Annotated in this window: 23 protein-coding genes; 16 read left to right on the forward strand and 7 right to left on the reverse strand. The window is 64.0% G+C overall.

The genetic code is table 11. The features are described 5' to 3' along the window. Nucleotides 1-220 precede the first annotated feature (220 nt). Both ACS13N_RS20535 and ACS13N_RS20540 read right to left on the reverse strand, forming a co-directional pair. Nucleotides 221-1,741, reverse strand: a complete 1,521-nt coding sequence (locus ACS13N_RS20535) for a hypothetical protein (RefSeq protein ID WP_438933451.1) — start codon at nt 1,739-1,741, stop codon at nt 221-223. An 82-nt stretch (nt 1,742-1,823) separates the two neighbouring features. Further along, a complete protein-coding gene (locus ACS13N_RS20540; protein ID WP_438933452.1) occupies nt 1,824-2,936 on the reverse strand; it encodes a hypothetical protein in 1,113 nt (370 codons plus the stop codon). Nucleotides 2,937-3,382: 446 nt separating this feature from the next. Between ACS13N_RS20540 and ACS13N_RS20545 the strand changes: the two genes are divergently transcribed. The 13 genes from ACS13N_RS20545 (at nt 3,383) to ACS13N_RS20605 (ending at nt 15,987) form a co-directional block, all read left to right on the forward strand. Continuing rightward, nucleotides 3,383-5,011 (forward strand): hypothetical protein, encoded by a 1,629-nt coding sequence (locus ACS13N_RS20545; protein WP_438933453.1) that lies wholly within the window; start codon nt 3,383-3,385, stop codon nt 5,009-5,011. 99 nt (nt 5,012-5,110) lie between these two features. Then, nucleotides 5,111-5,671: a DUF4755 domain-containing protein gene (locus ACS13N_RS20550; protein WP_438933454.1), complete on the forward strand. Its 561-nt coding sequence runs from the start codon at nt 5,111-5,113 to the stop codon at nt 5,669-5,671. Between the two features lie 114 nt (nt 5,672-5,785). Then, entirely contained in the window at nt 5,786-6,979 is a 1,194-nt protein-coding gene (locus tag ACS13N_RS20555; RefSeq protein ID WP_438933455.1) for a hypothetical protein, read from the forward strand. Between the two features lie 251 nt (nt 6,980-7,230). Beyond that, a complete protein-coding gene (locus ACS13N_RS20560; protein ID WP_438933456.1) occupies nt 7,231-8,049 on the forward strand; it encodes a hypothetical protein in 819 nt (272 codons plus the stop codon). Continuing rightward, the gene (locus ACS13N_RS20565; RefSeq protein WP_438933457.1) at nt 8,046-9,668 is read left to right on the forward strand and encodes a hypothetical protein; all 1,623 of its coding nucleotides are present in this window, start codon (nt 8,046-8,048) and stop codon (nt 9,666-9,668) included. Before ACS13N_RS20560 ends, ACS13N_RS20565 begins: the two co-directional genes overlap by 4 nt. An 82-nt stretch (nt 9,669-9,750) precedes the next feature. Continuing rightward, nucleotides 9,751-10,590, forward strand: a complete 840-nt coding sequence (locus ACS13N_RS20570) for a glycerophosphodiester phosphodiesterase (RefSeq protein ID WP_438933458.1) — start codon at nt 9,751-9,753, stop codon at nt 10,588-10,590. 91 nt (nt 10,591-10,681) lie between these two features. Then, a complete protein-coding gene (locus ACS13N_RS20575; protein ID WP_438933459.1) occupies nt 10,682-11,167 on the forward strand; it encodes a T3SS (YopN, CesT) and YbjN peptide-binding chaperone 1 in 486 nt (161 codons plus the stop codon). 43 nt (nt 11,168-11,210) lie between these two features. After that, nucleotides 11,211-11,993 carry an RNA polymerase sigma factor gene (locus ACS13N_RS20580; RefSeq protein WP_438933460.1) on the forward strand — a complete coding sequence of 261 codons (783 nt, stop codon included), beginning with the start codon at nt 11,211-11,213 and terminating at the stop codon, nt 11,991-11,993. Further along, a complete protein-coding gene (locus ACS13N_RS20585; RefSeq protein WP_438933461.1) occupies nt 11,990-12,649 on the forward strand; it encodes a hypothetical protein in 660 nt (219 codons plus the stop codon). The genes ACS13N_RS20580 and ACS13N_RS20585 overlap by 4 nt, the downstream gene beginning before the upstream one ends. Beyond that, on the forward strand, nt 12,646-14,091 hold the full coding sequence (locus ACS13N_RS20590) for a caspase family protein (protein WP_438933462.1): 1,446 nt from the start codon (nt 12,646-12,648) through the stop codon (nt 14,089-14,091). The genes ACS13N_RS20585 and ACS13N_RS20590 overlap by 4 nt, the downstream gene beginning before the upstream one ends. Before the next feature lie 223 nt (nt 14,092-14,314). Further along, the gene (locus ACS13N_RS20595) at nt 14,315-14,746 is read left to right on the forward strand and encodes a hypothetical protein (protein ID WP_438933463.1); all 432 of its coding nucleotides are present in this window, start codon (nt 14,315-14,317) and stop codon (nt 14,744-14,746) included. Between the two features lie 50 nt (nt 14,747-14,796). Beyond that, nucleotides 14,797-15,579, forward strand: a complete 783-nt coding sequence (locus ACS13N_RS20600) for a hypothetical protein (RefSeq protein ID WP_438933464.1) — start codon at nt 14,797-14,799, stop codon at nt 15,577-15,579. Nucleotides 15,580-15,690: 111 nt separating this feature from the next. After that, entirely contained in the window at nt 15,691-15,987 is a 297-nt protein-coding gene (locus tag ACS13N_RS20605; RefSeq protein WP_438933465.1) for a hypothetical protein, read from the forward strand. 101 nt (nt 15,988-16,088) lie between these two features. Here the strand turns inward: ACS13N_RS20605 and ACS13N_RS20610 are convergent, their stop codons facing one another. Further along, nucleotides 16,089-17,294, reverse strand: coding sequence for a hypothetical protein (locus ACS13N_RS20610; protein WP_438933466.1), 1,206 nt, complete (start codon nt 17,292-17,294; stop codon nt 16,089-16,091). Between the two features lie 125 nt (nt 17,295-17,419). Here ACS13N_RS20610 and ACS13N_RS20615 point away from each other — a divergent pair, with 125 nt between their 5' ends. Continuing rightward, entirely contained in the window at nt 17,420-17,665 is a 246-nt protein-coding gene (locus ACS13N_RS20615) for a helix-turn-helix domain-containing protein (protein WP_438933467.1), read from the forward strand. Nucleotides 17,666-17,682: 17 nt separating this feature from the next. On the opposite strand, the gene ACS13N_RS20620 is transcribed toward ACS13N_RS20615, so the two are convergent. After that, the gene (locus tag ACS13N_RS20620; protein ID WP_438933468.1) at nt 17,683-18,348 is read right to left on the reverse strand and encodes a helix-turn-helix transcriptional regulator; all 666 of its coding nucleotides are present in this window, start codon (nt 18,346-18,348) and stop codon (nt 17,683-17,685) included. A 179-nt stretch (nt 18,349-18,527) separates the two neighbouring features. On the opposite strand from ACS13N_RS20620, the gene ACS13N_RS20625 reads away from it, so the two are divergent. Then, complete coding sequence (locus ACS13N_RS20625; protein ID WP_438933469.1) at nt 18,528-20,357, forward strand: alpha/beta fold hydrolase; 1,830 nt, start codon at nt 18,528-18,530, stop codon at nt 20,355-20,357. Between the two features lie 30 nt (nt 20,358-20,387). Here the strand turns inward: ACS13N_RS20625 and ACS13N_RS20630 are convergent, their stop codons facing one another. The 3 genes from ACS13N_RS20630 to ACS13N_RS20640 form a co-directional block, all read right to left on the reverse strand. Further along, nucleotides 20,388-21,362, reverse strand: a complete 975-nt coding sequence (locus ACS13N_RS20630; RefSeq protein ID WP_438934460.1) for a threo-3-hydroxy-L-aspartate ammonia-lyase — start codon at nt 21,360-21,362, stop codon at nt 20,388-20,390. An 11-nt stretch (nt 21,363-21,373) separates the two neighbouring features. Then, on the reverse strand, nt 21,374-22,288 hold the full coding sequence (locus ACS13N_RS20635) for an amino acid ABC transporter substrate-binding protein (protein WP_438933470.1): 915 nt from the start codon (nt 22,286-22,288) through the stop codon (nt 21,374-21,376). A 123-nt stretch (nt 22,289-22,411) separates the two neighbouring features. Beyond that, nucleotides 22,412-23,314, reverse strand: coding sequence for a DMT family transporter (locus tag ACS13N_RS20640; RefSeq protein WP_438933471.1), 903 nt, complete (start codon nt 23,312-23,314; stop codon nt 22,412-22,414). A 275-nt stretch (nt 23,315-23,589) separates the two neighbouring features. On the opposite strand from ACS13N_RS20640, the gene ACS13N_RS20645 reads away from it, so the two are divergent. After that, complete coding sequence (locus ACS13N_RS20645; protein ID WP_438933472.1) at nt 23,590-24,993, forward strand: sensor domain-containing diguanylate cyclase; 1,404 nt, start codon at nt 23,590-23,592, stop codon at nt 24,991-24,993. The last annotated feature ends 45 nt before the right edge of the window (nt 24,994-25,038 follow it).

A 25,038-nucleotide genomic window follows, 5' to 3' on the forward strand; every position in this document is an offset into this window, starting at 1 on the left:
ACCTCAGATCCAAACAACCCTGACGACTATAACGACGAGATTCTGGTGACCGGGGTGACGCACTCGCTGGAGTTGGCGAAGGCGTGGTTGCCGGTTGGGCATGGCGTTCCGGACATGCCGGTTGCCGTCTCGGTCTAAGGCAGTTCACTCACCAACGACAGGGAAAGCGAAAAGCGCGTCGACCACGTTCACACGGCAGACGCGCCATTGCATGGTGGCGCTAGGCCTTCGCTGCGCCGAGCAAGTTGACGCGATCGCACCAAGCCTGCTGTTCGTTGAGCCCGACGTTGGTCATCAAGCTGAATCGGCGCTCGGCCAGGTGTTGCGCGCGGTACGCTTCATCCACCACCTTGAGCTGAAGTGCATTGCCTTCCAACTTGGCTTCGGCGCCCTGCCAGAGGCCTTGCCAACGGTCTGCGCCTTGCCCTGCCACCACAAACGCCCGGCCGTTCCGGTCCGCCGCGATCAACTCCACCAGGACACCGCTCGGGTCGTGGCGATGCCATGAGAAAACACCTTCGCCCGACGCGTGAAACCCGGCAGCTTCCAACACCTGCCGGACAGACTCGGCTGCCTTCGTCGATGCGGCCTCCACGGCTGCCTGTTCCGCAGCGCGCCGCTTTTGCGCGGCTGCCTCGTGCTGCGCCTTTTCCGCGCGCTGCATCGCGTGGATCGTGGCCCACGCCTTCTTGTTGATGGCTTGCCCAACCGACACGATGAGGTTCGCCTCTTTCTTCGGAACGGCAGTCATGGTGTAGCTGTAGCAAACGTCGTTGAGATTGGCCTCGATCGTGACAGTGCAGTAGCCCGAGGGCGCCCACGTTGCCGGGCCGGATTGGACCTGGGTGGTGATGGTCTTGCCCGGTATGTCGACGTTGATCATTTGCCCGTTATTCGTCCATCCGGTCGCGGTTGAGCCGGGAACATACGTTGTCTGGGTGGAAGTGGGCGTGTAGAGCGTCTCCTCTTCCTTTGACCGGATCAGAAGATTCAGGCATGGGTCGCCAAAGCAGGAATTGGCATCGCCCATATATGCGCTCCACAGCTCGTGCACCAGCGGCAGACCTTGCGCGGCAAACGGCAGCTTGACCGGCTGGGCATGCTCGTTCTGAAGCTTGGCACGCTCTTCATCCAGGTAGGCGTCCTTCCACACACCCTGCTCGCTTGACGGTAGCGAGAGCAATTTCACGCCGCTTGCAAGCGGCCCTCGCCTGCCCTGCTTGAACACGATGTCGAACGTATCGCTGCCTGGCGTATACGACAACTCAAGAAACGACGACGCGTAGTGCGTTTCATCCACCTTGCCGGTGAGATCCCGCCAGCGGCGTCCGAAGTCCATTTTGCGCAGGATGAAGACCAGTAGAGGCGCCACCCAGAACGCCTGAATACCGGCAAGCGCCGTGGCCTGATAGAACGCCAGTGCGCTCACAGCCAGTTGTAAGCACAGGACCGCGGCGGAGAACGGATGCGTCGCGCGGCGGCGCATCTGCAACATGGCGATCGTCACCACGCTCATGCTCAGGGCCAGCAACCAGCCAAGCCCGCTCCCACTGGACGCCGAGCCAAACAGCGCCCACTCTCGCAGCAAGCCGCCGGCATCCCTCAAGCCGATCGCCACCACCACATACACCTGTATCGCGGCAATCAAGAACCAAAGCCATCGCTTGGCAACGTTCTCTCTTGTCCCAATCAACCGCGCCACGGGCAACGTCAACAGTGCAAGCAGGATGAAGGCAATCATGTGTGTGATTTGGTATCCGTAGCGTCGAGATGGTCTTCGAGCCGTATCAGACCGATACGGCTCGGGTGGTCATGCGAGTCTCTTACCCGAGGGCCGGCAGAGACAACTTCAAGCGGCGAGCTTCTTCCCGCGCGGTCGAGACAGGAATGCTCTTCATGGTCACGTTGCCGTGGTCATTCACGGGCGCCATCAATTCAACGGCCGGCGCATCGGCATCCGCACCGGCCTTGAGCAGCGCAGCCACTGCGTCGTTGTTGCCAAACCAGACCGCAACCGCCAGCGGGCTGGCCTTGACCATCGGCGCGAGCAAACCAGTGGTCTGCACACCGTGCTGGCGTGCCTTGGCGAGCAGGCCATCGAACGCTGGAATTGTGGTCGTCTGGGCCTGCGTGAAGGTCAGCAGGTACGGCGTCGAGACCGCCCGCTTGTCGAACTGGGGCTGAGACGACAGCACGTTCAGTGCCTCAGCAAAATGCGGGTTCTTCGACAGGATGGGGGCTTCCAGCGTCGAGCCTCCGCGCTTGCCGAAGATCGGCAGTGCCAGCGGCATCGTTTCATGGAGCGCGGCATAGAGCGTCAGGGCGTCGATATCGCAGCTTTCAACGGCGCGTGCTTTCGATTCGTCATCGATGCCGTAGCCCAGACGCGACAGCTTGCCGCGTGCGTCCTGCGGTGCAACTGCATCGCGGATGGCTGCCGTGTTGTCTTGGATAGCTTTCGTCTGATCGGACAGCACACCAACCTTCGAGTCCAGCGAAGCCAGTGTCTGTTGAATCTGTGCGATTTGCGGGAACGCAGAACCCAACGCACTGGGATTGGGTTGATCGGCATGGGAGATCGTCCCGGACGCCATACCCAAACCGCCGAGGCAAGCCACCGTCACAAACCACAGTTTGCGAGAACGGCCATAGAACGCGCCCGGACTCAGGATGGGCTGCATGCGTTTGCGCCGCTGCTCCAGCTTTACGAGCGAATAGAGCAGCACCAGAACACAGGCCCCACCCGCGATGGCTGCAAGCCGGCCTGCGGTATGGCCGAAGAGCGGAGCGAACAGATCCAGAACGACTGTCGATCCGGCCACCGTTGCGTTGACGGGTGAAATCCAATCGGACGACATCTGCAGAACACTGCGCAGGGTCGACTTATCGTCGGCCGCCGCTGGAGCCGAACGTCCGGCCTGAACCTGCTCTTCCATGACTCCCCCCGGAGTGATTGATCACTGGTGTTGGCCGCAGAAAATGCGGCTATCCCGGCCTGCGCTCGATTGCTTTTTTGGTCTGCGTCAGGACCGCAGAATTCTAGCAGTACAGGTTGCGGCCAACTTTCAAAGTCCCCCCCAAAAAAGTCTTCCGTCTTTGGCGCGTAGTAGCGAATAGGGGTTAACGGCCCGGCAATGGCGTGGCAATGCGCCACCCCGATGCGGCAGGCAGCCGTTCCACCTGGAGGAACTCATGCGCCATCACCAGCCACTGCACCGCGACATTCGTCTCAACCGAACTGGTTAAGCCAAATCGATCGGCCGGTGCACTCACCGACCCCTCTATGAAGCAGGCGCCCTCCCTACCAAAGAAGGGTGCTCCCAGCCATTCAGTTGCCGTATCAATCACTTGTTCCCGTGCTCTGCACGGGGCCCGATCCGCGATGAAAACAACCCACAACATGCGTTTCACCTGCCTGGCGTTCTGCGCCGCCCTTGCCGCTTGCGGCGGCGGGAATGACAGCTCCACCAACGCCAATGGCAACAGCCCCGGCACGCCGCAAACCGCTCAAGGTGTCTTTGTGGATGCGCCGGTCGCCGGCCTGCATTACGTGTCGGGCAACCTGAGCGGCACAACGGATGCCGCGGGCCACTTCAACTACGTGCCGGGCCAGATGGTGACCTTCTCCGTTGGCGGCGTGACCATCGGCTCTGCTGCCGGCCAAGCCGTTGTGACACCGCTTGCACTCGTGCCTGGGGCCACTGGTGTGACCAACGACACCGTCACCAATATCGGCGCGTTTCTCCAGTCGCTCGACGCGGGTGGCAACCCTGCCAACAGCATTCAGATCTCGGCCGCTTCCATTGCCGCACTGACCAATACGCAGTTGAACTTTGCGCAAACGCCCGCCGCATTCGCAGCTGACCCGACCGTCGCTTCCGCCATCCGGGCAGCTTCTCCGCAGAAGACTCTGGTATCGCCCGCGGTGGCGCAGGCGCATTTGCAAAGCCAGAGCATGTGCCTGTTTGCGGGCCAGTGGCAATTCAGCAGCGCAGACCGCAGCCATGACACCTATGTGGCAACCATCAGCGAAGCGGACGGCAGCATTACGGGAACCGTCACACGCAACGATGGTACCCAGGCCTTCCTGAGCGGCGCGGTGATCTACGTTCCGGGTACGGGGCAATGGACAATCGGGGCGAACTCCGGGCAACAAGTCCCGATCCCGTCGATGCCCGGCGGCGTCACCTACAACAACGATGCCCTCGTCGGCGCATTCACCGATACGAATACGGCGTCGGGCACCTACAAGGACGCGCCCACCATGTCGGTTGGCGGCAACTGGACGGCCACGCGTTTGAGCCCCGCTCCGGCCTGCGCAGCCACCACTTCGACTCCGGTCATTCCGCAGGGCACGGTGGGGTACGCAGACTATCGCTACAACGCGCAGGGCACGACGCCTGGCGTTGCCACGATCGTCGACAACGGCGTGGGTGTGGCAGGAACCTTGGCCCTCGGCTCGCAGGCCATTACGGTGACACCGCAGCCGGATGGCGGCTTCCTGTGGGGCAGCCCCGTCCGCTACGGCATGAACTTCTCCAGCCTGGCCAGCGATCCAAACCTGCCGGCCGCTTCAATGGTCTGCATGGCCGCCAACGCAGGCGACGGCACCGACGGGCTCAAATCGACCGACGTGCTGGTCGCACAGACCGCATCCAAGGTGACATCGGCCACCGATCTTGCGGGCGTCACCTTCTCTCAATACTGGGAAGACTGCCGCCGCGACGGTGCACCTGCCGCGTCGCCAGCCCCCGTGCATTCGAGCATTGCGGTCGACGCCTCGGGCAACGCCACCATCAGCATTGCAGGGCAGTCCCCCGTCACGCTGACGGCGGACAAGCTGACGACGCTGCTGTCTGGCGCACCTGCCGCTGCAGTTGGCTTGCCAGGCAACACGTGGTTCCAGGCCTATCGCTTTGTCTCGGAAGGCCGTACGCAATTTGCGGTGGTCGAGCACGGTGTCTTTACCGGCAACACCAACCGCGGTTATGTCGGCGCCTGGTTGCAATAAGTCTGCACGCACCAAGGCGGCGTTACGTCGCCTTGGTGTGGTATTCGCGCTGTATAAGACCAACCCCTTTTAACTACCCCAGAAAATTGAGGAAATGACATGCGTGCCCTGATGAAGTTGATGTGGGTTCTGTCGGGACTTTGGGCTTTCTTTTTCGGTCTCATCGGTTTGATCACCTTGTTGGCAGCCAAAAGCCCCGGGATCGGATTGCTTGTCCTGATCGTCGCGGCCGTTCCGGTCTTTCTGGTGTGGCGCTGGAGCAAAAGCCACCAAGCATCGGCGGAGAAGCACCTGCGCGAGATGATCGGTCTGACTGAAGGCACGGGTTACCTGTTTGCTTCGGGTGTGGAATCGGCATGCGGCATTGCACTCAACCCGGCAACGCGCAAGATCGCCCTGATCGAAGCGGGCGCGCGGAAGGCATACAGCTTTGACGACATTCGCGAGTGGCAGACGATTCACGAAACGGCCGGGCAGGTCATCGGCGGCGGATTGCAGGGTGCCGTTGCCAACATCGGCGCCAATAGCGCGGCGGCGGCACGCAGCGGCCTGTTCATCACCGTGCGCGACATCGACCGTCCGAAGTGGCGCATCGTCATGCCGCAAAAAGAACATGCACGCTGGATGGAAATCATGCGCCAGGTCGTGAACGAGCAATAAGGAGCGACGCTCTCCACAGCGGCATCGCCTGGCTTCCTGGGAACGCTGATCGCCAAGCGAGGCAAGAGACATCGTTTCTTGAGTGGCTTGGCAAAAGCCCACTGACTGGCCAATATGAAAACCGAAAAATACGTTGAAGTCGGCAAGTGGGTCACAGACCATATTGGCCCGATCAATGCGGTCATCACGATCTCCACGGCAACGCTCCTCCCGGTGCTGGATTTCCTGCGGCCCTACTTTCCTTACATCAGCTACGTGGCTGTTGCAGTGGTGATGCTGTTCCTGGTGCTACTGGCCATGAAACTGTTGGGCCTTCCGAAAGGCGCCCAGTTGCATTCCAGCCTAGTGGTCTGCTCAGGGGTGTGCGCGACGGCGTTCAGTGTGGGAGCCATCGCCAGCGCCAGGCATGCAGATGCGGGCGGCCTGATCGCCTCGGCGTCCCCGCTTGCTGCACAAATCCAGCGCTTGCTGGTGGATACGCACCAGATTTCGGAAGGCGTCGACCAGCTCAACAGGAAACTGGATACGGTCAAAAAGGAAACCAGCACAAACCCGCGCAAGGAACTGGCTAACCGTGGGGTGATGTGGACCGACAACGATTTTCTGCATGCCATCGACCACAATGATGCGGAGACCGTGGGCCTGTTCATGGACGGCGGGATGCCGTGGGACACCGGGCGCGCGCAGCGCGCCCTGCGTGACAACAAAAGCCGGGTCGTGGAGGTCCTGCTTCAACACCCGGAACTGCTGGAGCGCCGCACGGGAGATTGCGCGCAAGTCATGAGCTCAGTCGTGCGAATCGAACCTCGCCAACCGGATGCGCCAACGGGCAGCCGTGATGACAAGGCGCATGTCCTGTCGGATATCGAGAAGCGCTTTCTGAAAAGCGTCTGCAGCACGCCGGAAGATATCGCCCACGCGCAAAAAGAATACGAGAGGACTCGGAAGGAAGTCCAGGAGTCCCAGGACATGGTTGACAGGGGCCGGGCAGAGGCGGCTCCGGATAAGTGCGTCGGCCGGTTGATGGCCAATGATGCGTTTGCCCTGCGCTCGAACATCTATGCGATCAAGTACAACCCGATCCTTGTCGGCCATCTGTCTGAAGGCATACCAGGGCTCAACGAAGCATTTCGCTTGATCTATGAGGGGATGGAAGCCAAGCGCCAGGCGCCCACGGCGCGGCTTGCACCCATTGTCGAAAAATACTGCCGGGATCAGGCGGCCTCGTATGAACCTAACATCGCCGTGATGAATTGGTTGCCTGCTGGCTGGAAGCAAGTCCTCGATACCGTGAGCGCGAAGGGCTGAAGCGGGTGACCGACCGTGATTCACCTCTGTCAAGGCTTCGCTTCCATGCCCGCGCAGCCCCTTCTTCGACAGCTTACGAAGCTACTCACCCGTATTGGCTAATGCAACAACACCCGACGTACACCCGAACAACATCTGCACGATTCAGCCCCCCTGATGTCCGTCGCATGAATAAGACAACCGCTCCAGACAGCACCAAGATGGGTGCCCTTTTTCCCACCGGCCCCCGCCCCTCTGTGCGTCAACTGTGCATGACGCTTGGCGTAACGGCATTGCTGGCCGGTTGCGCCGTCAACCCGAACGGCCGCGGCGGCGTGCAGTTTGGCATGGATACCACCGAGCTGTTCGGCACGGTGGTGGACACGTTCAAACTGCAAGATGGTTCGGACGGCACGCTGCGCAAGGACAGCGGCGGATACTCGCTCAAGCTGGCGCGCTACATGCGCGTGATCCCGCTGCAGAACGCCCTCACCGCCAAGGTGGCACGCGTGGACAGCATTGGTGACCGCACCGTGCTGACCATCGAGACGCAGGAGCGCAACTGCCCGTACAAGTACGTGCTGCTGGCCGTGCAGGGCAGCGACGTGCTGCACTGGGAATTCGGCAATTGCAAGGACCGCCCGCGCGCCAACCTCGACACCAGGAACAATGCGCTGACCTTCGACATGCCTGGCTATGGCCGCCTGGTGCGCTACACCTACGCCGACAACCGCATGCTGCAGTCCACCGTGCCGGTGGCACCGGGCACGGACCTGAATGCCAAGCCGTTTGCCGATGCGGCGCTGCGCGCGCCGGAGGGTAGCGCCGGCAACGCCCCCGCTGGCGATGACAACCGTTATGTGCCCGGGCTCCCGCAGACGACCGCCGGCACCGGCGCCCCGACCACCAGCACGCCGACCAGTCCGACCGCCAGTCCTGCCAGTACCGGTACCGCCAGCACCACCCATCGCAAGCGCGGCGGCCCCAATACCGGCACGAGTGGTGGCACGCCGCCCATCGCACGCGGTCCGGCACCCATGTCCTTCCCCGCCGAGGAAATCAAACCAGTGCGAGTGGATCTGCTCAAATGACATCGCTGTCCGCTTCTCAACAGGCGGCCGCTGACGCCGCCGACCGACCCTCCACGCGATCCGTCCTGCTCAAACAAGGCCTCTTCCTGATCTGCCTGACGTTGGTTTACCTGACGTTCGAGTTGGGGTTCAATGCGCGCCTGCTCGACGTGGTCGGCGGTGATACGACCATCGACGATGTTCACCATATCGAGATCTTCGGGCGCACCCTGTCGGGTATCGCTGCTGCGCTGGTGGTGCTCCAGCTCATGCTGACGCACCGTGCCAAGAAAGGCACCGGCAAGCCGAGCTACAAGGCCATCGCGGTGTGGTTTGCGGTGACCGTACTGGTGGTCTACTTCGCCATCAAGACGCTGGTGGACGTCGTCGTCTACACACGCGATGCGGAGTTCCGGCGCATTGCGGTTAACTCCGTGCTGCTGCAGCGGTCCTTGGTGCAGGGCCGATTGAAGCTCGACGGGCTGGTGGAAGAGGAGGCGTTGTTTGCGCGCCCTGAAGGCAAGGCATTCCTCGCGCTGTTTCCCTTTCTGGCGGTGTCGGTGGACCGGCTCGACGAGAAGACCCGCACCGTGAAAGAAGCGCTCATTCGCACAGCCTTGCGCCGTTCCAAGCCGACGCAGGCCTACTACAAGGATTACCAGGATGCGATGAAGGCGTTGAGCGACAAATGGCACCAGTACGCCCGCATTCCGACCGCATCCGACGAAGGGTTGCGCAACCAGCAGGATCGCGCCTGGAACGATTACCGCAACCAGCTTGCGCGGCGCGGGTGGCAACCCTCCACGGTACCGGCTCGGGCGCGCGGCGGGGTCGTCAAGCACGTGCGGCGCAGCGTGCCGGTGCCCGCCAACTGGGACCCGGCAGACGAAGCCTCGTTCCGCGCGGCGGTGGAACAGCGCTACCGCCAGCAGATGTCGGCCAGCGCCCGCAGCGTAAAGATTGGCAATGACCACATCCCGCCCGGCCTCTCGTACGAAGCCTTCGTTGCCCGCCCTGGCGTGCAGCAGGAACTGCGTCAGACGCTCAAGCTGCCGGCGCAGATCCGCGTTGCAACCTCCTACGGTTCGCCCGCCGAATTCACACTGGCGTACGACGCCTTCGTCGATGGCCAGGTGCGTCAGGAGCTGGTCAAGTACGAGGCGTCGGCCAGTGACTTCGCCAGTGGTGGCAAGTATGAGCAGGCCGGGATCGACGCCACGCGTGCCGCCGTTGTGCCGGCCATTGCGCTGTTCTTCTCGCTGCTGGGCGCCATCGGGCACTTCTCCAAGCTGCTCTACCTGCTTGCAAAGACGTTGCTGCTGCTGCGCGCACCGGCAGATGGCCGGCTCACGCGCGGCGCGGCGTTGATTGCCACCGGCGTGCTGCTGACCACGTTGTGCGGCGTATGGGTATCGCTGTCCTATACCGACAACGCCGTCACGCGCAGCCCCCTGTTCACGCAGATGCTGCAGTGGGCGCGCGGCGCAGACGGCGCATCAGGAAGTGCGGGCCGCAACGTGCTCGCCAACATTGCCCACGTGGTGGCGGTGGGGCAAGGCTACGGCTATCCGATCAACGAATCCATCCGCACCCGTGTCTTGCAAGGTTTGTCATATGGCTATCACCCCGCGGGTTCCTGACTTCGCACACGCGTGTGCTGCACTGGGTACCGCCCTTGCATGCGCACTATCGGCAGCACCCGCGCTGGCCGAATGCCTTGGAATGAAGATCCATGCCCACCGGGGTTCTGCGGATGCGCCGGAGAACTCCGCCAGCGCTCTGCGCAGCGCTTACGCCGGCGACTGGGACGGCGTGGAAATCGACATGCAGCAACTGGCCGACGGCACGTGGGTGTTGCACCATGACCTGACCACCGGCCGGGCCGTCATGACCGGCAGCAAGTTGCCGGTGGCCCAACTGATGCCCGCCGACTGGCAGCGCGCACGCATGACCCTGCACGGCCGAGCAACCGATGAGGCGCCACCCTTCCTTGCCGACGCCGCGGCCATTGCCGCTGCCCATCCGGACAAGACCTTCAACGCCGAGATCAAGGAGGTGGTCGGCAACTGCCAGCCGGTGCAAGCCCTGGTCGCGCAGTTGCAACAGGCCATCCCGCACGGCAACTGGTTTCTGACATCGGGGCTGCGCACACCGCTGCGCTGCGCACGCGGCGCCGACCGCCAGGGTTATCTCGGCCTGATCGTCTTTGACGGACGCAACGCCGAGGCTGCAGCCTCCAACCGCTGGACACATCTGATCGCGCAGCACGCAAGCTCGCCCAGTCTGACACGCGCGTGGATGCTTGACCTGGTGGCAGAACTGGGCAAGCCTGCCGGCGTTCACGTGGATGCCAAGACAATGGATGCCAACCCGACACTGTTGGACGATGCCGCCGCCACCGGACTGTCAGTCTTTGCCTATGCCGTGGATGGCGATGCCGCATTGGCAAACGCCATCGGCCGCGCACATGCCCGCACCAACCGGTTGCCGAGCGGGGCCATCATCGACGGCCGCGCCGATCTTTTCTGCGCGCAAGTCCGGCAGGCGGTGCGCCTGCGCTAGTGCCACGCGGATACGCCACCACTCAAGCCTGAGGAGTCAGAAAATTTTCTTCCGGTTTCCCCCCATCGCAACGAATAAAGGGTGTCTGCCCGTGCCGTGGCAAGCCGACCGCATCACGGCACCCGGCACCCGTTCGTTCACCCTGGAGGAAACCATGCACGACCACGTCAAACACCTGCTCGATCACCTGCTCGCCGATGGCTATCCGGCCGAGCGCGACGACGACGGTGACATTCGCTTCAAACGCGAAGGGATGACCTATGCGCTGTGCTTTGATGAAGATGACCCCGATTTCGCAAAACTGATCCTGCCCAACGTCTGGCGCATCGATTCCGAGCCGGAACTGCGGCAGGCGTTGGCGGCACTCGATCAGGTCAACCGCCGCATGAAGCTGGTCAAGGCGCATACGCAGGCCGGTGCGGTGTGGTTTACCGTCGAGTTGCTGTTTGATGACCAGTGTGCGTGGGAACGCCACTTGTCTCGCGCAGTTCGGGCGATTGCGCGTGCGGTCATGATGTTTGGCGATGCCATGCAAGACCCGCGTGCAGACGACCAGGCAGGTACTCCCCTCAACTGAGCACAGGCTGCATGCGCCTTCACATAAAATCGGGTGCGCCCGCTTGGCCCGCGCCTTTACCGGCAGGCTCAGCCTGGCCGGACATCACGCAGGAACCTCGGGAATGAATCGCGACGACGTCGAAAACCAAGAGTTGACGCACCTGCTGCGCAAGTTTGGCCAGCCAGGTGCCAATGGCCGTGCCGCTGAACAGGCGCAGCGCGAGTTCTACCACCGGATGTACAAGACCATCGACCTGTGCGCCCTGCAAACGGCAAAGTTCAACCGGGAAATTGCTGTCGTGGCCGTACAAGAGACGTGGCTGCAGATCCTGAACGCCGCGCCCAAGTACGACCCGGAACGCAGCTCGGTCAAAACCTGGGTGCAACGCATCACCCAGTACTGCACGCTCACCGAACTGCGCAAGCATTACAAAGAGGTGCGCGTTCGTGATGCCTTGCGCACCAGCAGCAGTCATCCCACCGACGCTGACGACGACACGGCCAACGAAGACATTCAAGGTGACTTGCTCAACGGCCTGACATGTCCGGTGTTGCCTCACGACAGCACCGGTGACGCGGCCTATCAGCACCAAGTCATCGCAGCCGCCAAGGATTGCCTGGAAAAACTGCCCGCTGGCCGCAGCCCGAACTACCGGCTGGCAATGGAGCTCGCGCTCGACGAAGACCTGACCTACGAACACATGAAAACGGTGCTGCAGGCCCACATGCCCGAGGGCAAGCTGCTCAACAGCGAACAGGTGCGCGGCTGGGTCCGCGAGGCGGCAAACCGGATGCGCGCATGCCTGGGCCGCAAACTGGGCATGGGCAAGGAGAAGACCAAATGAACAGTGAAGACCTGGCGCGCTTCGAGGCGCAATCGTTCCTGTTCGCCTGCGGCAAGCTCGACGCCGCGGAGCACGCCTGGATGGCACGCATGATTGCCGAGCATCCCGAGCTTGCCGAGACCGCTCTGGCCGATCGCGCACTCGTTGACCAGGCCCGTGCGGCCGTGCATGCCCGCGCAGCCGCGCACACTGCACCGCTGGTGCCGTTCGAGGCGTTGCCCAAGGCGCCAGCCGCCAACCGTCGGCCGAACAGCTCAGCACAGCAGGCCTGGTGGCGGCACCTGGCCGCGTGGTGGCAACGGCCGGCGGCAGGTGCCTGGGCATTCGCATCCATCGCGGCGCTGGCGCTGGTGGCCGGTGTGCAGACCATGCGCCTGGAGCAGTTGAGCAACGATGCCAATGCGCCGGTCTTCCGCGGCTCGGAGGGCGGCTCGGCCACTGCCGGCCCGATCATCCAGGCCGTGTTTGCCGATGGCGTCACGCTGGGCGAACTGCGCAAGACGCTCGCCGGGCTCAATCTTAAGATCGTCCGCGGCCCCGACGAGCAGGGCCTGATATGGATCACCGTGCGCGAAGGCGAAGTACAGCAGGCGCTGGACCGGCTCAAGGCAACGGGCATTGTGCTCGATGCACGCATCGTCAAGCCCCGGCCATGAGCAGACACCGGACGCGCGCTTCCAACGGCCTGCACCTTGCGAGCATGGCCGTCGCAGCATGGCTCCTGTGCTCCGGCGCCGGGCCCGCGACAGCCGGCACGCCGGCGCCCGCCACCTCTGCATCCACGCAGCCCGAATCGATCGACTACCGCAGCGCGCCCAAGTTTGCCGTGGTGATCGGCAATACGCGCTACCCGGGCCGGTATGCGCTGCATAACGCCGAGAATGACGCACGCCTGGTCGCCGCGCGGCTCAAGCAAGCGGGCTATGCCACCGAGCTGCTCATCAACACCGACCGCGGCACGCTGTATCAGGCACTTGGCCGTCTTGCGGAAGCCATGAAATCCGGCGGCGCGGCCGCGTTCTACTACGCCGGCCACGGTATGCAGATCCGGGGGCGCAACTACCTGATTCCCGTCGATGCGCCGCTGGACCGCCCCGACGCGCTGTCGCAAACAGCCATGCCGGTCGACTACCTGATCAGCCGGTTCAAAGACAGCGGCGCGCATCTGTCGCTGGTGATGCTCGACGCCTGCCGCAACGATCCTGAAGAAGGCGGCTTCAGTGGTGCCTACCGTGGCGCAGGCGCGCCGGCCGGCTTCGTTGCACAAAAACCCGCCAACGGCATGCTGGTGGCCTACGCCACGCAACCCGGCGAGCGTGCACTGGACGGACGCGGTGCCAACGGCCCGTTTGCACAAGCCCTGTCGAACTGGCTCACGCGCCCCGGCATGCCCATCGAAGACGTCATGAAGCACGTGATGACCGACGTACGCGCCAGCACGCACGATGAGCAACGGCCGTGGATCGCCACCTCGCTGATCGGTGACTTTGCACTCGTGCCAGCCACCAATGCCCAAGCACGCCTGATGCTCGCGCGCCCAGGGCGCAATGTAGACGGCACACCTGCACGTGGTGCGGCACCGTCGTCAGTAGAAGCAGCCCCCGTCAGCACGGCCGACGGCAAACCCCTGCCGCAGTGGTTCCAGACCGCCGGGCAGGAAGAACAGATGGCGATGGCTCAACAGATCGAGCGCGAGGCCAAGGGCGTCAACCGCGATGACCTGCCCCGCCTGGAACGCCAGGCACGCGGCGGCAACGTGATGGCCTCATCGGTACTCGGCACGGCCTACCGCAACGGTTTTGGCGCGGGTACGCAGGTCACGCGCAGCAACACCGTCGCCATGCGCTGGTTCCGGTTGGCAGCCGCGCAAGACATGCCCTATGCGCTCAACGAGTTGGGCGAAATGCTCTACCTCGGGCATGGGACCACACGCGATGTGGCACAGGCGCGCCGCTACTTCGAGGCAGCGGCGGCACAGGGCTACATGCCCGCAAAGCTCAATCTCTTCCAGGTACAGACGGAATCGGGGCAAGTCACGCCCCAATCGCTCATGGAAATGTTCAACTCCGCCACCCGCGCCGCCCGGCCGGGCAACTAACGGCAGCGTCAACCCTCTCCCTCCATACATTGCCGGCACCCCGCTCCGCCACCCGCCAAGGGTTGTGCGGGCGGACGGCTGCTGCCCGCACAACCGCGTAGAAAAATTTTCTTCCGGTTCGACACCGTCGCCGCGAATAGGGGGTATCCGCAGTGCAGCCGCGCCATGCACGGCATCAGCGGAAGCACACCTTCACGACAACATCGAACAGGAGAAACTCACCATGCAACAACGCGGAAAAATCTTGCGCGACACGCATAGCGGCACCGGTCTGATCATCGTCGACGGTCGCCAGCATGCCTTCACGCTCGAAGGCATCTGGCGCTCAAGTGAGGCTCCTGCCGTGAACATGACCGTCGATGCGCAGTTTGACGAGACCGGCACGCTCACCGCGCTGTTCGCCGTACCAGACGCACAGCTCGCCCGCGAAAAAGCCGACGAAGCCATGGCAGCAGTCAAGAACCGCGGCAGACAACTCGTGGCGCAAAGCGCGGCCCTGGCATTTGGCGGCAACGGTGCCGCCGACATGGTCGGCGCCATGACACGCGAAGCAATGCGCGCCTTCTCGATTGGTGCGGGCGGTTATCTCGGCTGCGCGGTCAGCCTGTATTTCGCGGCCGCCGGCGTGCTGAAGTTCCTCGCCAAGCGCGGCTGAACCTGGCCAGACATTCTGCTCACCCCTGCCACCGACGCCTGGAATTCATCATGCTGACCACCCGTTCCGTCCGCCAGATCGCTCGCGCCTGCGCACTGCTGTTCGCACTTTCTGGCACCTTGAACCTGGCCGCCTGCGGCGACAAGGCAACCGATGCCACCAAGGCCCAGACCACCGCCCTGGCAACGCCCAACCTGGCCCAGGCCACGTCGCCGCAAGCCGTGCGCGACGCACAGGCCGCCGCCGCGCACGAGGCCTTGCCAAAGGCCGACAAGACCACGCCCAACAGCAGCTACGTCACGCTCGACAGCGGCAACCAGCTCATGTACGCCTATCTGGCACTCACAGGCATGCCGCCGGACTATCCGCAAGTCGCCACCAGCGTCTCCAAGGACTACGCACGTGCAACGGATGAGTTCCGCAAGCACGACCTGCTGGCCGCGCTCACGCCCAAGATCGACGCCGACGTCGCAGCAGCCAAGTCGCGCCGCTACTTCAAGATGACGGTCCCGAACCCCATCAGCAAATACAGCTTCGACCGGAAGGGCTTCCCTCTGGACAACTCGCTCTGGGAAGCGGGGGCCTATCGCTACTTCTTCGACAACGGCGAATACAAGCTCGGCTTCAGCAATGGCGACGCATTCCACTATCTGAAGGTCGACAACGAAGCCACCGCACGCGCCATCGAAGCCCAGCGTGCCCGCTTCGATGCAGTCAAGCTCGCGGTGTATGGCTACTTCCAGAGTGCCGATACCGCACAGAAGATCGTCACTGCGGAGATCGTCAAGGTTGCCCTGGTCGACAAGCAAGGCAACGTGCTGGCCGCACAGTAAGACGCGGCCCTGGAGAGACCGGCCCTGCCGCCACAGCGGCACCGGTTTCTCCCGGCCAAGTGAGCGCAGTTTCTTTCCCCTCTCCATGACAACCGCAGGTTCGCCGCTATCGTGACTGCCACTCGGAAAACGCCGCTGCGGTTCTTTCAGGATGCCATCCCCAAGCCGTTCAAAGACGACAGCAATGCCGATATCGGCACGGTCTTCATTGCGCTGGTGTACCCGCAGATCCTGATCTGGGATGGCCCTGCCCAGCTTGTCGTCGACTGTCGGCAGGAAGGCTTCTTCGCCGAGGCCGACCGCTATCCGCTATTGGCGTTGCTTGAACAGTTTCCTGGCCTCTGCGATGCCATTCTTGCCGCGAGCCCGGGAGCTCAGGCAGCCTATGCGCGCTACCTGCGGGATTGAAATCAGTTGCTGCGCAACGCCGAACCAAAACGAAAAACGCCCACGGCACTTGCGATGCCGTGGGCGCTCCGGCTTACCGCCGACAGTGGCGACTCAGTCTGTCAGCCCTTCGGGTGGCAGACCGCCACCGATTGCGCGGCGTCGCGCTCCACCACAAGCAGACTGGACGAGAGCGGTAGGACAATCACCCCGGCGCTGGCGGCCTGGCCATTCACCACCGACGCCGCCGCACCGTTGACTGGCACCAGCCCGGTGTTGGTGCTGATGCTGTTGTAGTACAGGGTTTCTGCCGTCGGCTGACCGCTGGTGTCCGCGGTCTGCACCGTCGTACCGTTAAACGTGACGGTGCCGATCAACGTGCCATGATCCGTGCACTCCCACGAACCGTTGGCCTCCGTTCCGGCAAGCACCCGCTGTTTTGCCGCATACACCGCCCCCGTGCGCAGCACCGGCGGCGTCGCCTGGTTGTAGCCGAAGCGGTCGATGACCAGAACCGGCCCGCGATCGCCAGCCTGGAAGCTCAACAGACCGAAATCCGAACCCGCAAGCTGGACATGCGTCAGGCCATCTGACGTGTTCTTCACCAGCTTGAGAGCGAACTGGCCAGGTGAGTTGCTGCCCGCCACAGCGTCGCACGCGCCCGACGCGTTGACCAGCCCACTGTCGCACAGCGTCATGTCGGTGCCGTTGGCCGCAATGCGGAACGTACCGCCCACAAACGACGGGGAGCCGCCATTGCTCGCGTTGCGCGTGGCACCAATGTAGAAGTAATCGCCCGCAAGCTTGGTGGTATCCGCCGGCACGGTGTAGCCCGAACCCGCCACGCCAGACGTGCGCGAACCCAGCATGACGGTGCCGGAAATGGTCTGGGTGCGGGTGTCGAGCTTGAGCGTGAAGCTGCCGTTCGCGCCGATGAACGTCACGATGTTGCCGCTGGTCGACTGCGTGAACGTGCCAGAAGTGTCCGTCAGGTTGTACTGGGTGGACAGCACCTTGATCGTGAACGTGCCGTTCTGGTTCAGCACCAGTCGCCAGGTGTCGCCAATGTCCGCCGTGAGATCGAAAGCCTGCGCGCTGGCCGTCGTGCCCGGCACGGCAGTGGCGCCCGTCTGCGCAACGAGTGCGGCGGATGACTGGCTGACAGCATCCTGGGGGGCAGGCGCAGCGGGCGTCGTGCCGCTGCCCGCCGTGGAGGTGCTGCCGTCCCCTCCGCCACCGCATGCCGTCAGGGCAAGTGCTGCGGAGACGGCCAGTGCACCGGGAAAGGTCAGGAAACGCGTCTTCTTATGCGCCAGGGCTGTTTTCATAGGGATCGGCAACAGATAAAGAGAGTGTGTGGTGGTTGGAACAACGCCGGATAACGGCACTTCCCCAACAAAAATGGGTCATAAATACCGTGGCTGTAAAGCAATCATAACGTGACGATTGCGGCATGCCAAGGGTGTCATTCAAAACGGATAAAGACGGTCAGCTCGCGCTGCTCGGTGCGGCTGTGCGTGCGCGGCGCAAGGTGGCCCTGCTGTCGCAGGAAGCGCTTGCCGACCGCGCAGAGATTGATCGCTCACATATGGGCAAGATCGAGCGCGGCGAGCGCAATGTGACGCTGCTGAATGTGCTGCGGATTGCGCAGGCACTCGATTGCAAGCCGTCGGAACTGCTGGCAGAGGCAGGGCTTTAAAGCACCGGCAGTACGCCCTACGCCAGCACCGCCAGCTTCACCAGATCCACGATCCGGTTGCAGTGCATCTTCCCTTTCATGCTGGTGATGTGCGACCGCACGGTGTGTTCCGACACGCCGTTCTGCGCGGCAAGCGCGGACGGTGCCAGCCCCGCCACCAGCCCTGCCAGCACCTTCGCCTCGGTTTTCGTGATCTCGAACGCGGTGATCAGGTTGTCGGCATCGGCTTGCTTGAGCGCGCTGTTGCGGCGCATCCGCACGAAGACGAGCGGTGCGCCCGACGGAAACATCTGCGGATTGGCGGGGGCCATGTCCAGGCTCAAAGTCTCGCCCCAGGCGAGCGAGACGGTCATCTTTGAGCGACATCCGGTGTGCAATGTTGTCGCCATCACACGGGCCAGGTGATCCAGCACCGTCTGACTCGGGTGCCAGAGCCTGTCGTGCCGGACCCGCAGCCCGCACCGGTTGTCGAGCAACGACCGCGCCAGCGCCGATGCGTGCACGATCACCCCGCCGCCCGACAACAGCAGCACCGCCTCATCCATGGCAGAAAATGCATCTTCCAGCAGGCGGAGCATGTGCGTGACGGGCGGATCGGCCCACGCGGGCATCGGCCAACCATTGCGCGGCGGCGCGTGAGTGCCGGGCGTGGCACCGCCCGCCAGCAGATGCAGATCCGTCATGTGGCCTCCCCAGACCCTGTCGTGCGTTCCGTTGTGCATTGCGCTGAGGCTCATGGTGGACGGTGCACCACAAAGATGCATCACCCGATCGGGGTATGCGTTACTTGCCAGGGCCGTGTCATGATCGGCGCTCAGTACGGGTATTGCTGGGTGTTGGTCATGCCACGCGGGAGGGGTCGATGGGCGAGACAGTGGATATTCCGGCGGAAACGCTCTCCAGACTCATTGGCCTGATCTACGGCGCCGCCAGCGACGACGACCTGTGGCCCAGCCTGCTGCAGGCGATGGCCGACTTCCTGATGCAGACCGGCACGCAGGATGCGCGACCCGTCTCCACTGCAGAGACCGATGCCATCGTCACCAGCTGGTTTGGCGACGCCAGCAACCCACTGCCGAGCACCGCCAGCGCGGCAGAGCAGCAGGTATTCCAGCTGCTCGCGCCGCATTTCGTGCGCGCGTGGGACATGCGCCAGACCCAGACCGACGCAGAAACGCATCGCCAGATCAGTGACTCCGTGCTGGACCGTCTGCCGGTTGGCGTGGCGCTGGTGGAAGATACCGGCGCCGTGGTCAGCATGAACCGCGCACTGCGGCTGATCCTGGACAACAACGACGGCCTGGTGCGCGTTGCCGGGCGCATGGAATCCCGCCCGAGAAAGCTGCTGGAGGACGCGCTGCGCGAAGTGGCTTCGGCTGCCGCACACGTGGGCACCCGCACCGCATTCCGCCTGGAGCAGGCCGCCGGGCCGCTCTCCGTGCTCGTCAGCAAGTTGCAGCCAACCAATCAGTCCGCCCCGCTGGCGATGCTCTGGGTCGCGAGCGCCGATGTGCCGCTGGTGCCGGAAAGCGGGCTGCGTGAACTGTTTGGCCTGACCGCAGCAGAAGCACGACTTGCCCAGCGGCTGGTGCGCGGGCTGACCCTGGAGGAATCGGCGCAGGATTTAGGCACCACCACGAACACCGCCAAGACGCAGTTGAAGGCTATCTTTGCCAAAGTGGGTGTACGCCGCCAGCCGGAGCTGGTGCAGGCCATCTGGTCAACGCCGCTGTGGCTCGACCAGGGTGGCGGCCACCTCAACCACCTTCGGCTGGGGAAGCCCGCCACCCCCACGCCGGCGGCGCGCGCATCGGCAGGAGACGGCCGCATGGTCCTGCCCGATGGCCGCGCGCTGGCGTGGTCAGACAGCGGGGATCCGGATGGGCTGCCCGTGATCCAGATGCACGGCCTGTCATGCTCGCGGCACTTGCGGCATCCGGACGATGCACTGCTGCGCGAGGCGTCGATCCGCCTCATCATTCCCGAGCGCCCGGGGACGGGTGACTCCGACCCGATGCCCGGGCGCAAGGTGGCCGACTGGCCTGCCGACGTGCAGGCGCTGGCCGACCATCTCAAGCTCGATCGCTTTGCGGTGCTGGGGTACTCAGCCGGCATGCCCTATGCCTTTGCCACCGCGCAGGCACTGCCCGAGCGCGTGAGCGCCGTCTTTATCGTGGCGGCCACGCCCCCGATCGAACGCGTGGACGACATCAAGGCCTATTCCGCGCACTTCCGCATGGCGCTCATGGTGGCGCGCTACATGCCGAACCTGTTGCCGCCGCTGCTGCATGTCGTGGTGCGCAGCATCCGCAAGGATGTCTACCGCTACATCGAATCCATCTTGAAATCCATGCCGGACGTGGACCAGCAAGTCTTCCGGCAGGCCGCGTTTCGCGAGAACTACGCGCAGGAGCTGCTGGCCGGCGTCAAACACGGTGGCCAGCATTTCGTGGTCGAGACGCTGTTGAATGTGCACGGCTGGCACATCGACAGCCACCGCTTTGCCATGCCGGTTGAGTTCTTTCACGGCGCGCTGGATTGGCATGTGTCCATCAACGCGGCGCGCGGGCTGGTCCGGCGTATTCCGGGTGCGCAGTTACACGAGGTGGAGGATGGGGGCCACTTTTTGATCTACTCACATTGGCGGAACATCCTGCAGGCCATGCGGGAGCGGCTGTCCTGCGTGGTCTGACGCCGCCGTACCGGGCATCGGGTGCGGCGCCTATGCGTCTTCCTGAAGCAGCCCAAGGTAGCGCGGCAGATCAATGTTGCCGCCCGTCACGATCACGCCGATGCGCGCCCCCTTGATGGGCAAACCGCCATAGCGGGCCGCGGCCAGGCCAAGGCAGGCTGTCGGCTCCACCACCAGCTTCATGGCCTGCGCAAAGCGGCGCATGCACGCCACCAGCGCCGCGTCTTCCACGGAAACGATCTCCGTCACACCGCGCTGCAACAGCGCGAACGTGAGCGCGCCCAGATGCTGCGCGCGCGCACCGTCTGCAATCGTCTCCGGCGGGTCGATATGCACAATGTGACCGGCCTGCAGCGACTGCCGGCCATGGTTGCCCGTCACGGGCTCCGCCCCGTACACCTTGCAGGCCGGTGCCAGCGCCGCTGTGACCAACGTTGCGCCGCCGAGCAGCCCGCCGCCGCCCTGGCTCGCAAAAATCGCATCCAGTGGACCGACCTCCTCGATCAGCTCGCGCGTGACGGTCGCCTGGCCGGCAATGACGTCGGCATGGTCATAGGGCGGGATGAGCGTCAGGCCATGCGCTTCAGACAGTTCGCGCGTGATGGCTTCCCGGTCGTCGGTACGCCGGTCGTAGAAGACGATGTGCGCACCGCAACGCCGTGCGGCATCCACCTTGCTGGCCTGGGCATCGTGCGGCATCACCACGGTGACGGGAATGCCAAGCATCTGCCCGGCCAGCGCCATGCCCAACGCATGGTTGCCACCTGAAAACGCCACCGCACCGCGCTTGCGCTGCCCGGCGCCAAAGCGCGCCAGCGCGTTGAACGCGCCCCGAAACTTGAACGCCCCGGTGCGCTGCAGGTTCTCGCACTTGAAATACACCTGCGCCCCCACCCAGGCATCCATCTCGGGGGAGCGCAGCACCGGTGTGCGCAGCGCGTGGCCGGCCAGGCGTGCGCTGGCCGCTTCCACGTCGCTCCAATCCGGCAGCACGGGGGCTGCCACTGCAATCGCCGTCACTCAACGGCCTCGTCCGACGGATGCTTCCAGGCGGCCAGCACTTCCGGCGACGGCGTCAAGCCCAGGACGATGCCGCGGGCGCCAATCGGCTGCTGGAACCAGCGCTTCTGCAGCGCAAGCACGTCCGGGCTGGCGAACAGCGCGGTCAGTGTCTGATCGACCAAGGCCTTCCATTGCGCATCGGCCTTGGACAGCATCAGCGCGTTCCGCTCCACCGACAGCGTGGGGCCGACCACCTCGTACTGCTCGGGCGTCTTTGCGTTGGCGCGCAGGCCGTAGAGCACCACATCGTCGAGCACGAACGCCTGTGCGCGCGCCGTGTCGAGCAGCAGGAACGATTCAACGTGGTCCTTGGCGTAGACCTCGCGATAGCCGTACTGATCCTTGAGGCGGCGCACATGCCGGTCGCTCGTGGAGCCCGCACTGGTCACCACGGTCTTGCCGCGCATGTCGTCAAACGAGTGGATGCCCGAATCCGTGCGCACCAGCATGCGCACCGCCGAGACGTAGTAGGCCAGGCTGAAATCCACCTGCTTCTTGCGTTCTGCCGTGATGGTGTTGGGCGCGCAATCCAGGGCGACCAGGCCATTGACCACTGCCGGCACGCGGCTCTGCGCAGTCAGCGGCAACCAGCGCACCTTCAGCTCTGGCAGATTGAGCCGGCGCTGCGCGGCTTCGGCCACGCGCAGGCACAGGTCCACCGCGTAGCCGGCGGGCTGGCCCTTGGCATCAGAGAACGAGAAGGGCACCGCGCCTTCGCGATAACCCAGGGTGATGGTGCCGGACTGGCGAATCTGGTCGAGGATGGGCGTTGGGCTCTGGGCCAGCGCCGGCGTGGCAACTGCAATCGACAGTGGCAGCAGCAGCGCGGCAAGCGCGCGCGGAACGCTCTGAAATGCGGTAGACGACATGGTGATCCTTGACGAAAGCGGCAAGGATAGTCACGTGCCCCACAGGCGCGAACGATCGATTGGCTATATGAGCATCCCGCGGCCGGACATGTGCATATGCGCCGTTCGCATATGCGCGCGGCGCTAGCCGCCTGACGAAGCGGATGACAGCACCATTGCCATGCGCCGCTCGCGCGCCGCGACCCACGTGCCCGCCGCCCCACATATCGCAATGGCCACGATGCCCGCCACCGACCAACCGTCCGGCACGTGCGAGAAGACCAGCCAGCCGCCAACCATGGCAAAGCCGATCTGCATGTAGAGGTAAGGCGTGAGCATCGCCACCGGCGCACGGGTGTACGCCAGGATGAGCAAGGCATGGCCTGCCGAACTGACGATACCCATCAGGACCAGCAGCAGCCACCACGTCCACCCCAGCGCCTGCCAGCCGAACGGCAGCGCAAAGGTCAGCAGCAGCGTGCCGACAGCGCCGGTATAGAAGTGGGTCGTGCCCGCCTCGTCCACATTGGCCAGCCGGCTGGTGACGACCTGGAAGCCGGTATTGGCGGCCACCAGCCCCAGCGGCAGCAGCATGTTCCAGCCAAAGGCGCCGCCGCCGGGCCGGAGCACCATCATGGCGCCCAGAAACCCACCCGCCATGAACACCCAGCGCACGGCAGAAACCTGCTCGCCCAGCAGCAAGGCTGCCACCAGGGTGATCACCAGCGGGGTCAGCATCACGATGGCCGTCACCTCACCCACCGGCATCTGCCGCAGGCTCAGAAACGCAAACAGGCTAACCGACAGCAGCAACACCCCGCGCAACACCTGCAGCCCAGGCCTGCGCGTACGCAACAATGCACGCCCCCGGCTGGGCAGCAGCGTGGCGCCCGTCGTGACCGTCTGGAACAGGTAGCGGAACCAGAGCGCCATAGCCACCGGCACTGCGGTGCTGACGTATTTGGTCAGCGTGTCGAAGGCGGCAAAAAACGCGACCGCCGCAATCAGAAAGGCGATTCCCTGCAGGGGGTGTTGGGCACGGCTCAAGGTGGTCGGCTCCGGGAGCGGGCTGGGCATGTGTGGCGGGGGTGCGACGCATCTTACCCCCACCCCCATGCAGCGTGCGCGTGCGCAACGTTGGGCTTTGACATCGGCCCCCCTCGTGACTATCAACGATGAGTGGGAATCGATGGCACGCAAGGCTCTTGGGGGACAGAAACACCCCGTACACCGACCGCCGTGCGATGCAACAAAACGAGTGACGCAGTCACCGCTGCAAGGGGGCCATTTTGAGATCGGGACAGCTTGAAGTGCAGCCGGGCTTGTTGCTGAGCCTGTCTCCGGGGCGCAGGACCTATCTGACGGCACAGGCGGTGGCCTTGCTGTCACTGGTGGTTTTCATCTCGGCACTGCCATTTGCCAAGGTGCAACTGGCACAGCTTCCCTCGTTCATCCCCACGTACGAATCAGCACTCATTCTCAATGACCTGATCACGGCCGTCCTGCTGTTCGGGCAATTTGCCATCACGCGTTCACGCGCCATGCTGGCGCTGGCGTGCGGCTACCTGTTTACGGCAACCACCGCCGTCGGACACCTGCTGTCATTCCCGGGGCTGTTTTCACACGGCGGGCTGCTGGGCGCGGGGCCGCAAAGCACCGCCTGGATCTACATGTTCTGGCACGCGGGCTTTCCGTTGTTCGTCATGGTGTATGCCGTGCTCAAAGTACGTGAAGACCGGGAGCCCGATCGCTTTGCCGAAAGCCAGCTCGCACGCGGCACGGTGCTGCTCATCATCGCCGCCGTGCTGGCGGCATCTGCCGCGTGCGTGGCGCTGGCTACCGCTGGCGAACACCTTCTGCCCGCCTTCATGGTCGGCAATCGTTATGGACCCGCACAAATGGCGGTGGCGGGCACCACATGGCTGTGCTGCATGGTGGCCCTGATCGTGCTGTGGCGTAGCAAGCCGCACCTGACCATCGACGTCTGGCTGATGGTGGTGCTGTGCGTATGGATATGCGATGTCGCGCTCAGTGCCGTATTCAACGCCGGGCGCTATGACCTCGGCTTCTACGTCGGACGCGCGTTCGGGTTGCTGGGCGCGAGCTTCGTCCTGTTGCTGCTGCTGATCGAGAACAGCGTCCTGCATTCGCGCCTGGCCGCCGCCCGCGCAGAACTCAAACGCCTGGCCGCCACCGACCCGCTCACCGGCATCCCCAACCGCCGCGCGTTCGAAGCCGCGCTGAACGATGCCTGGCGGCACGGTGCGCATTGGGAGGCACCGCTGTCGCTGTTGACCATCGATATCGACGCCTTCAAAGACTACAACGAGTGGTACGGCCCGATCCTGGGCGACAAATGCCTGACCGCCGTTGCGCAATGCCTGGCCAAACAGATGCAGCGCGAGGCCGACCTCGCCTCCCGCTACAACGGCGATGCGTTTGCCGTGCTGCTGCCGAACATCGACATGGCAACCGCAGCGAAGACCGCACAGCGCCTGTGCGACGCCGTGGCCGCGCTGGCCATTCCGCACGCGAGCTCCAGCGTGGCAGACCACTTGACCGTGAGCGTGGGGGTTGCGAGCGGATGGGCGCAGGAAGGCGTGCTGCCGCAAACGCTGACCAAGGTGGCAGAGAGCGCGCTGCTGATGGCCAAGGGGGATGGGGGCAACCGGGTGGTGGTGGTGCCTGTGCCGGCGCAGTTGGGGCGGGGGGTGGTGGCGGTGTAAGTCGGAGCCGATTGCACGGCTCCGGCAAACTGGCGATCACACTCG

It is taken from the genome of Ralstonia sp. 24A2, from assembly GCF_051783885.1.
Classification (GTDB): Bacteria; Pseudomonadota; Gammaproteobacteria; order Burkholderiales; family Burkholderiaceae; genus Ralstonia.

Excerpts from the sequence above, each read along its gene's own strand:
- ACS13N_RS20535 (WP_438933451.1), bottom strand. The coding sequence starts at position 1,741 with ATGATTGCCTTCATCCTGCTTGCACTGTTGACGTTGCCCGTGGCGCGG.
- ACS13N_RS20540 (WP_438933452.1), bottom strand. The coding sequence starts at position 2,936 with ATGGAAGAGCAGGTTCAGGCCGGACGTTCGGCTCCAGCGGCGGCCGAC.
- ACS13N_RS20545 (WP_438933453.1), top strand. The coding sequence starts at position 3,383 with ATGAAAACAACCCACAACATGCGTTTCACCTGCCTGGCGTTCTGCGCC.
- ACS13N_RS20550 (WP_438933454.1), top strand. The coding sequence starts at position 5,111 with ATGCGTGCCCTGATGAAGTTGATGTGGGTTCTGTCGGGACTTTGGGCT.
- ACS13N_RS20555 (WP_438933455.1), top strand. The coding sequence starts at position 5,786 with ATGAAAACCGAAAAATACGTTGAAGTCGGCAAGTGGGTCACAGACCAT.
- ACS13N_RS20560 (WP_438933456.1), top strand. The coding sequence starts at position 7,231 with ATGACGCTTGGCGTAACGGCATTGCTGGCCGGTTGCGCCGTCAACCCG.
- ACS13N_RS20565 (WP_438933457.1), top strand. The coding sequence starts at position 8,046 with ATGACATCGCTGTCCGCTTCTCAACAGGCGGCCGCTGACGCCGCCGAC.
- ACS13N_RS20570 (WP_438933458.1), top strand. The coding sequence starts at position 9,751 with ATGAAGATCCATGCCCACCGGGGTTCTGCGGATGCGCCGGAGAACTCC.
- ACS13N_RS20585 (WP_438933461.1), top strand. The coding sequence starts at position 11,990 with ATGAACAGTGAAGACCTGGCGCGCTTCGAGGCGCAATCGTTCCTGTTC.
- ACS13N_RS20590 (WP_438933462.1), top strand. The coding sequence starts at position 12,646 with ATGAGCAGACACCGGACGCGCGCTTCCAACGGCCTGCACCTTGCGAGC.
- ACS13N_RS20595 (WP_438933463.1), top strand. The coding sequence starts at position 14,315 with ATGCAACAACGCGGAAAAATCTTGCGCGACACGCATAGCGGCACCGGT.
- ACS13N_RS20600 (WP_438933464.1), top strand. The coding sequence starts at position 14,797 with ATGCTGACCACCCGTTCCGTCCGCCAGATCGCTCGCGCCTGCGCACTG.
- ACS13N_RS20610 (WP_438933466.1), bottom strand. The coding sequence starts at position 17,294 with ATGAAAACAGCCCTGGCGCATAAGAAGACGCGTTTCCTGACCTTTCCC.
- ACS13N_RS20615 (WP_438933467.1), top strand. The coding sequence starts at position 17,420 with ATGCCAAGGGTGTCATTCAAAACGGATAAAGACGGTCAGCTCGCGCTG.
- ACS13N_RS20620 (WP_438933468.1), bottom strand. The coding sequence starts at position 18,348 with ATGACGGATCTGCATCTGCTGGCGGGCGGTGCCACGCCCGGCACTCAC.
- ACS13N_RS20625 (WP_438933469.1), top strand. The coding sequence starts at position 18,528 with ATGGGCGAGACAGTGGATATTCCGGCGGAAACGCTCTCCAGACTCATT.
- ACS13N_RS20635 (WP_438933470.1), bottom strand. The coding sequence starts at position 22,288 with ATGTCGTCTACCGCATTTCAGAGCGTTCCGCGCGCGCTTGCCGCGCTG.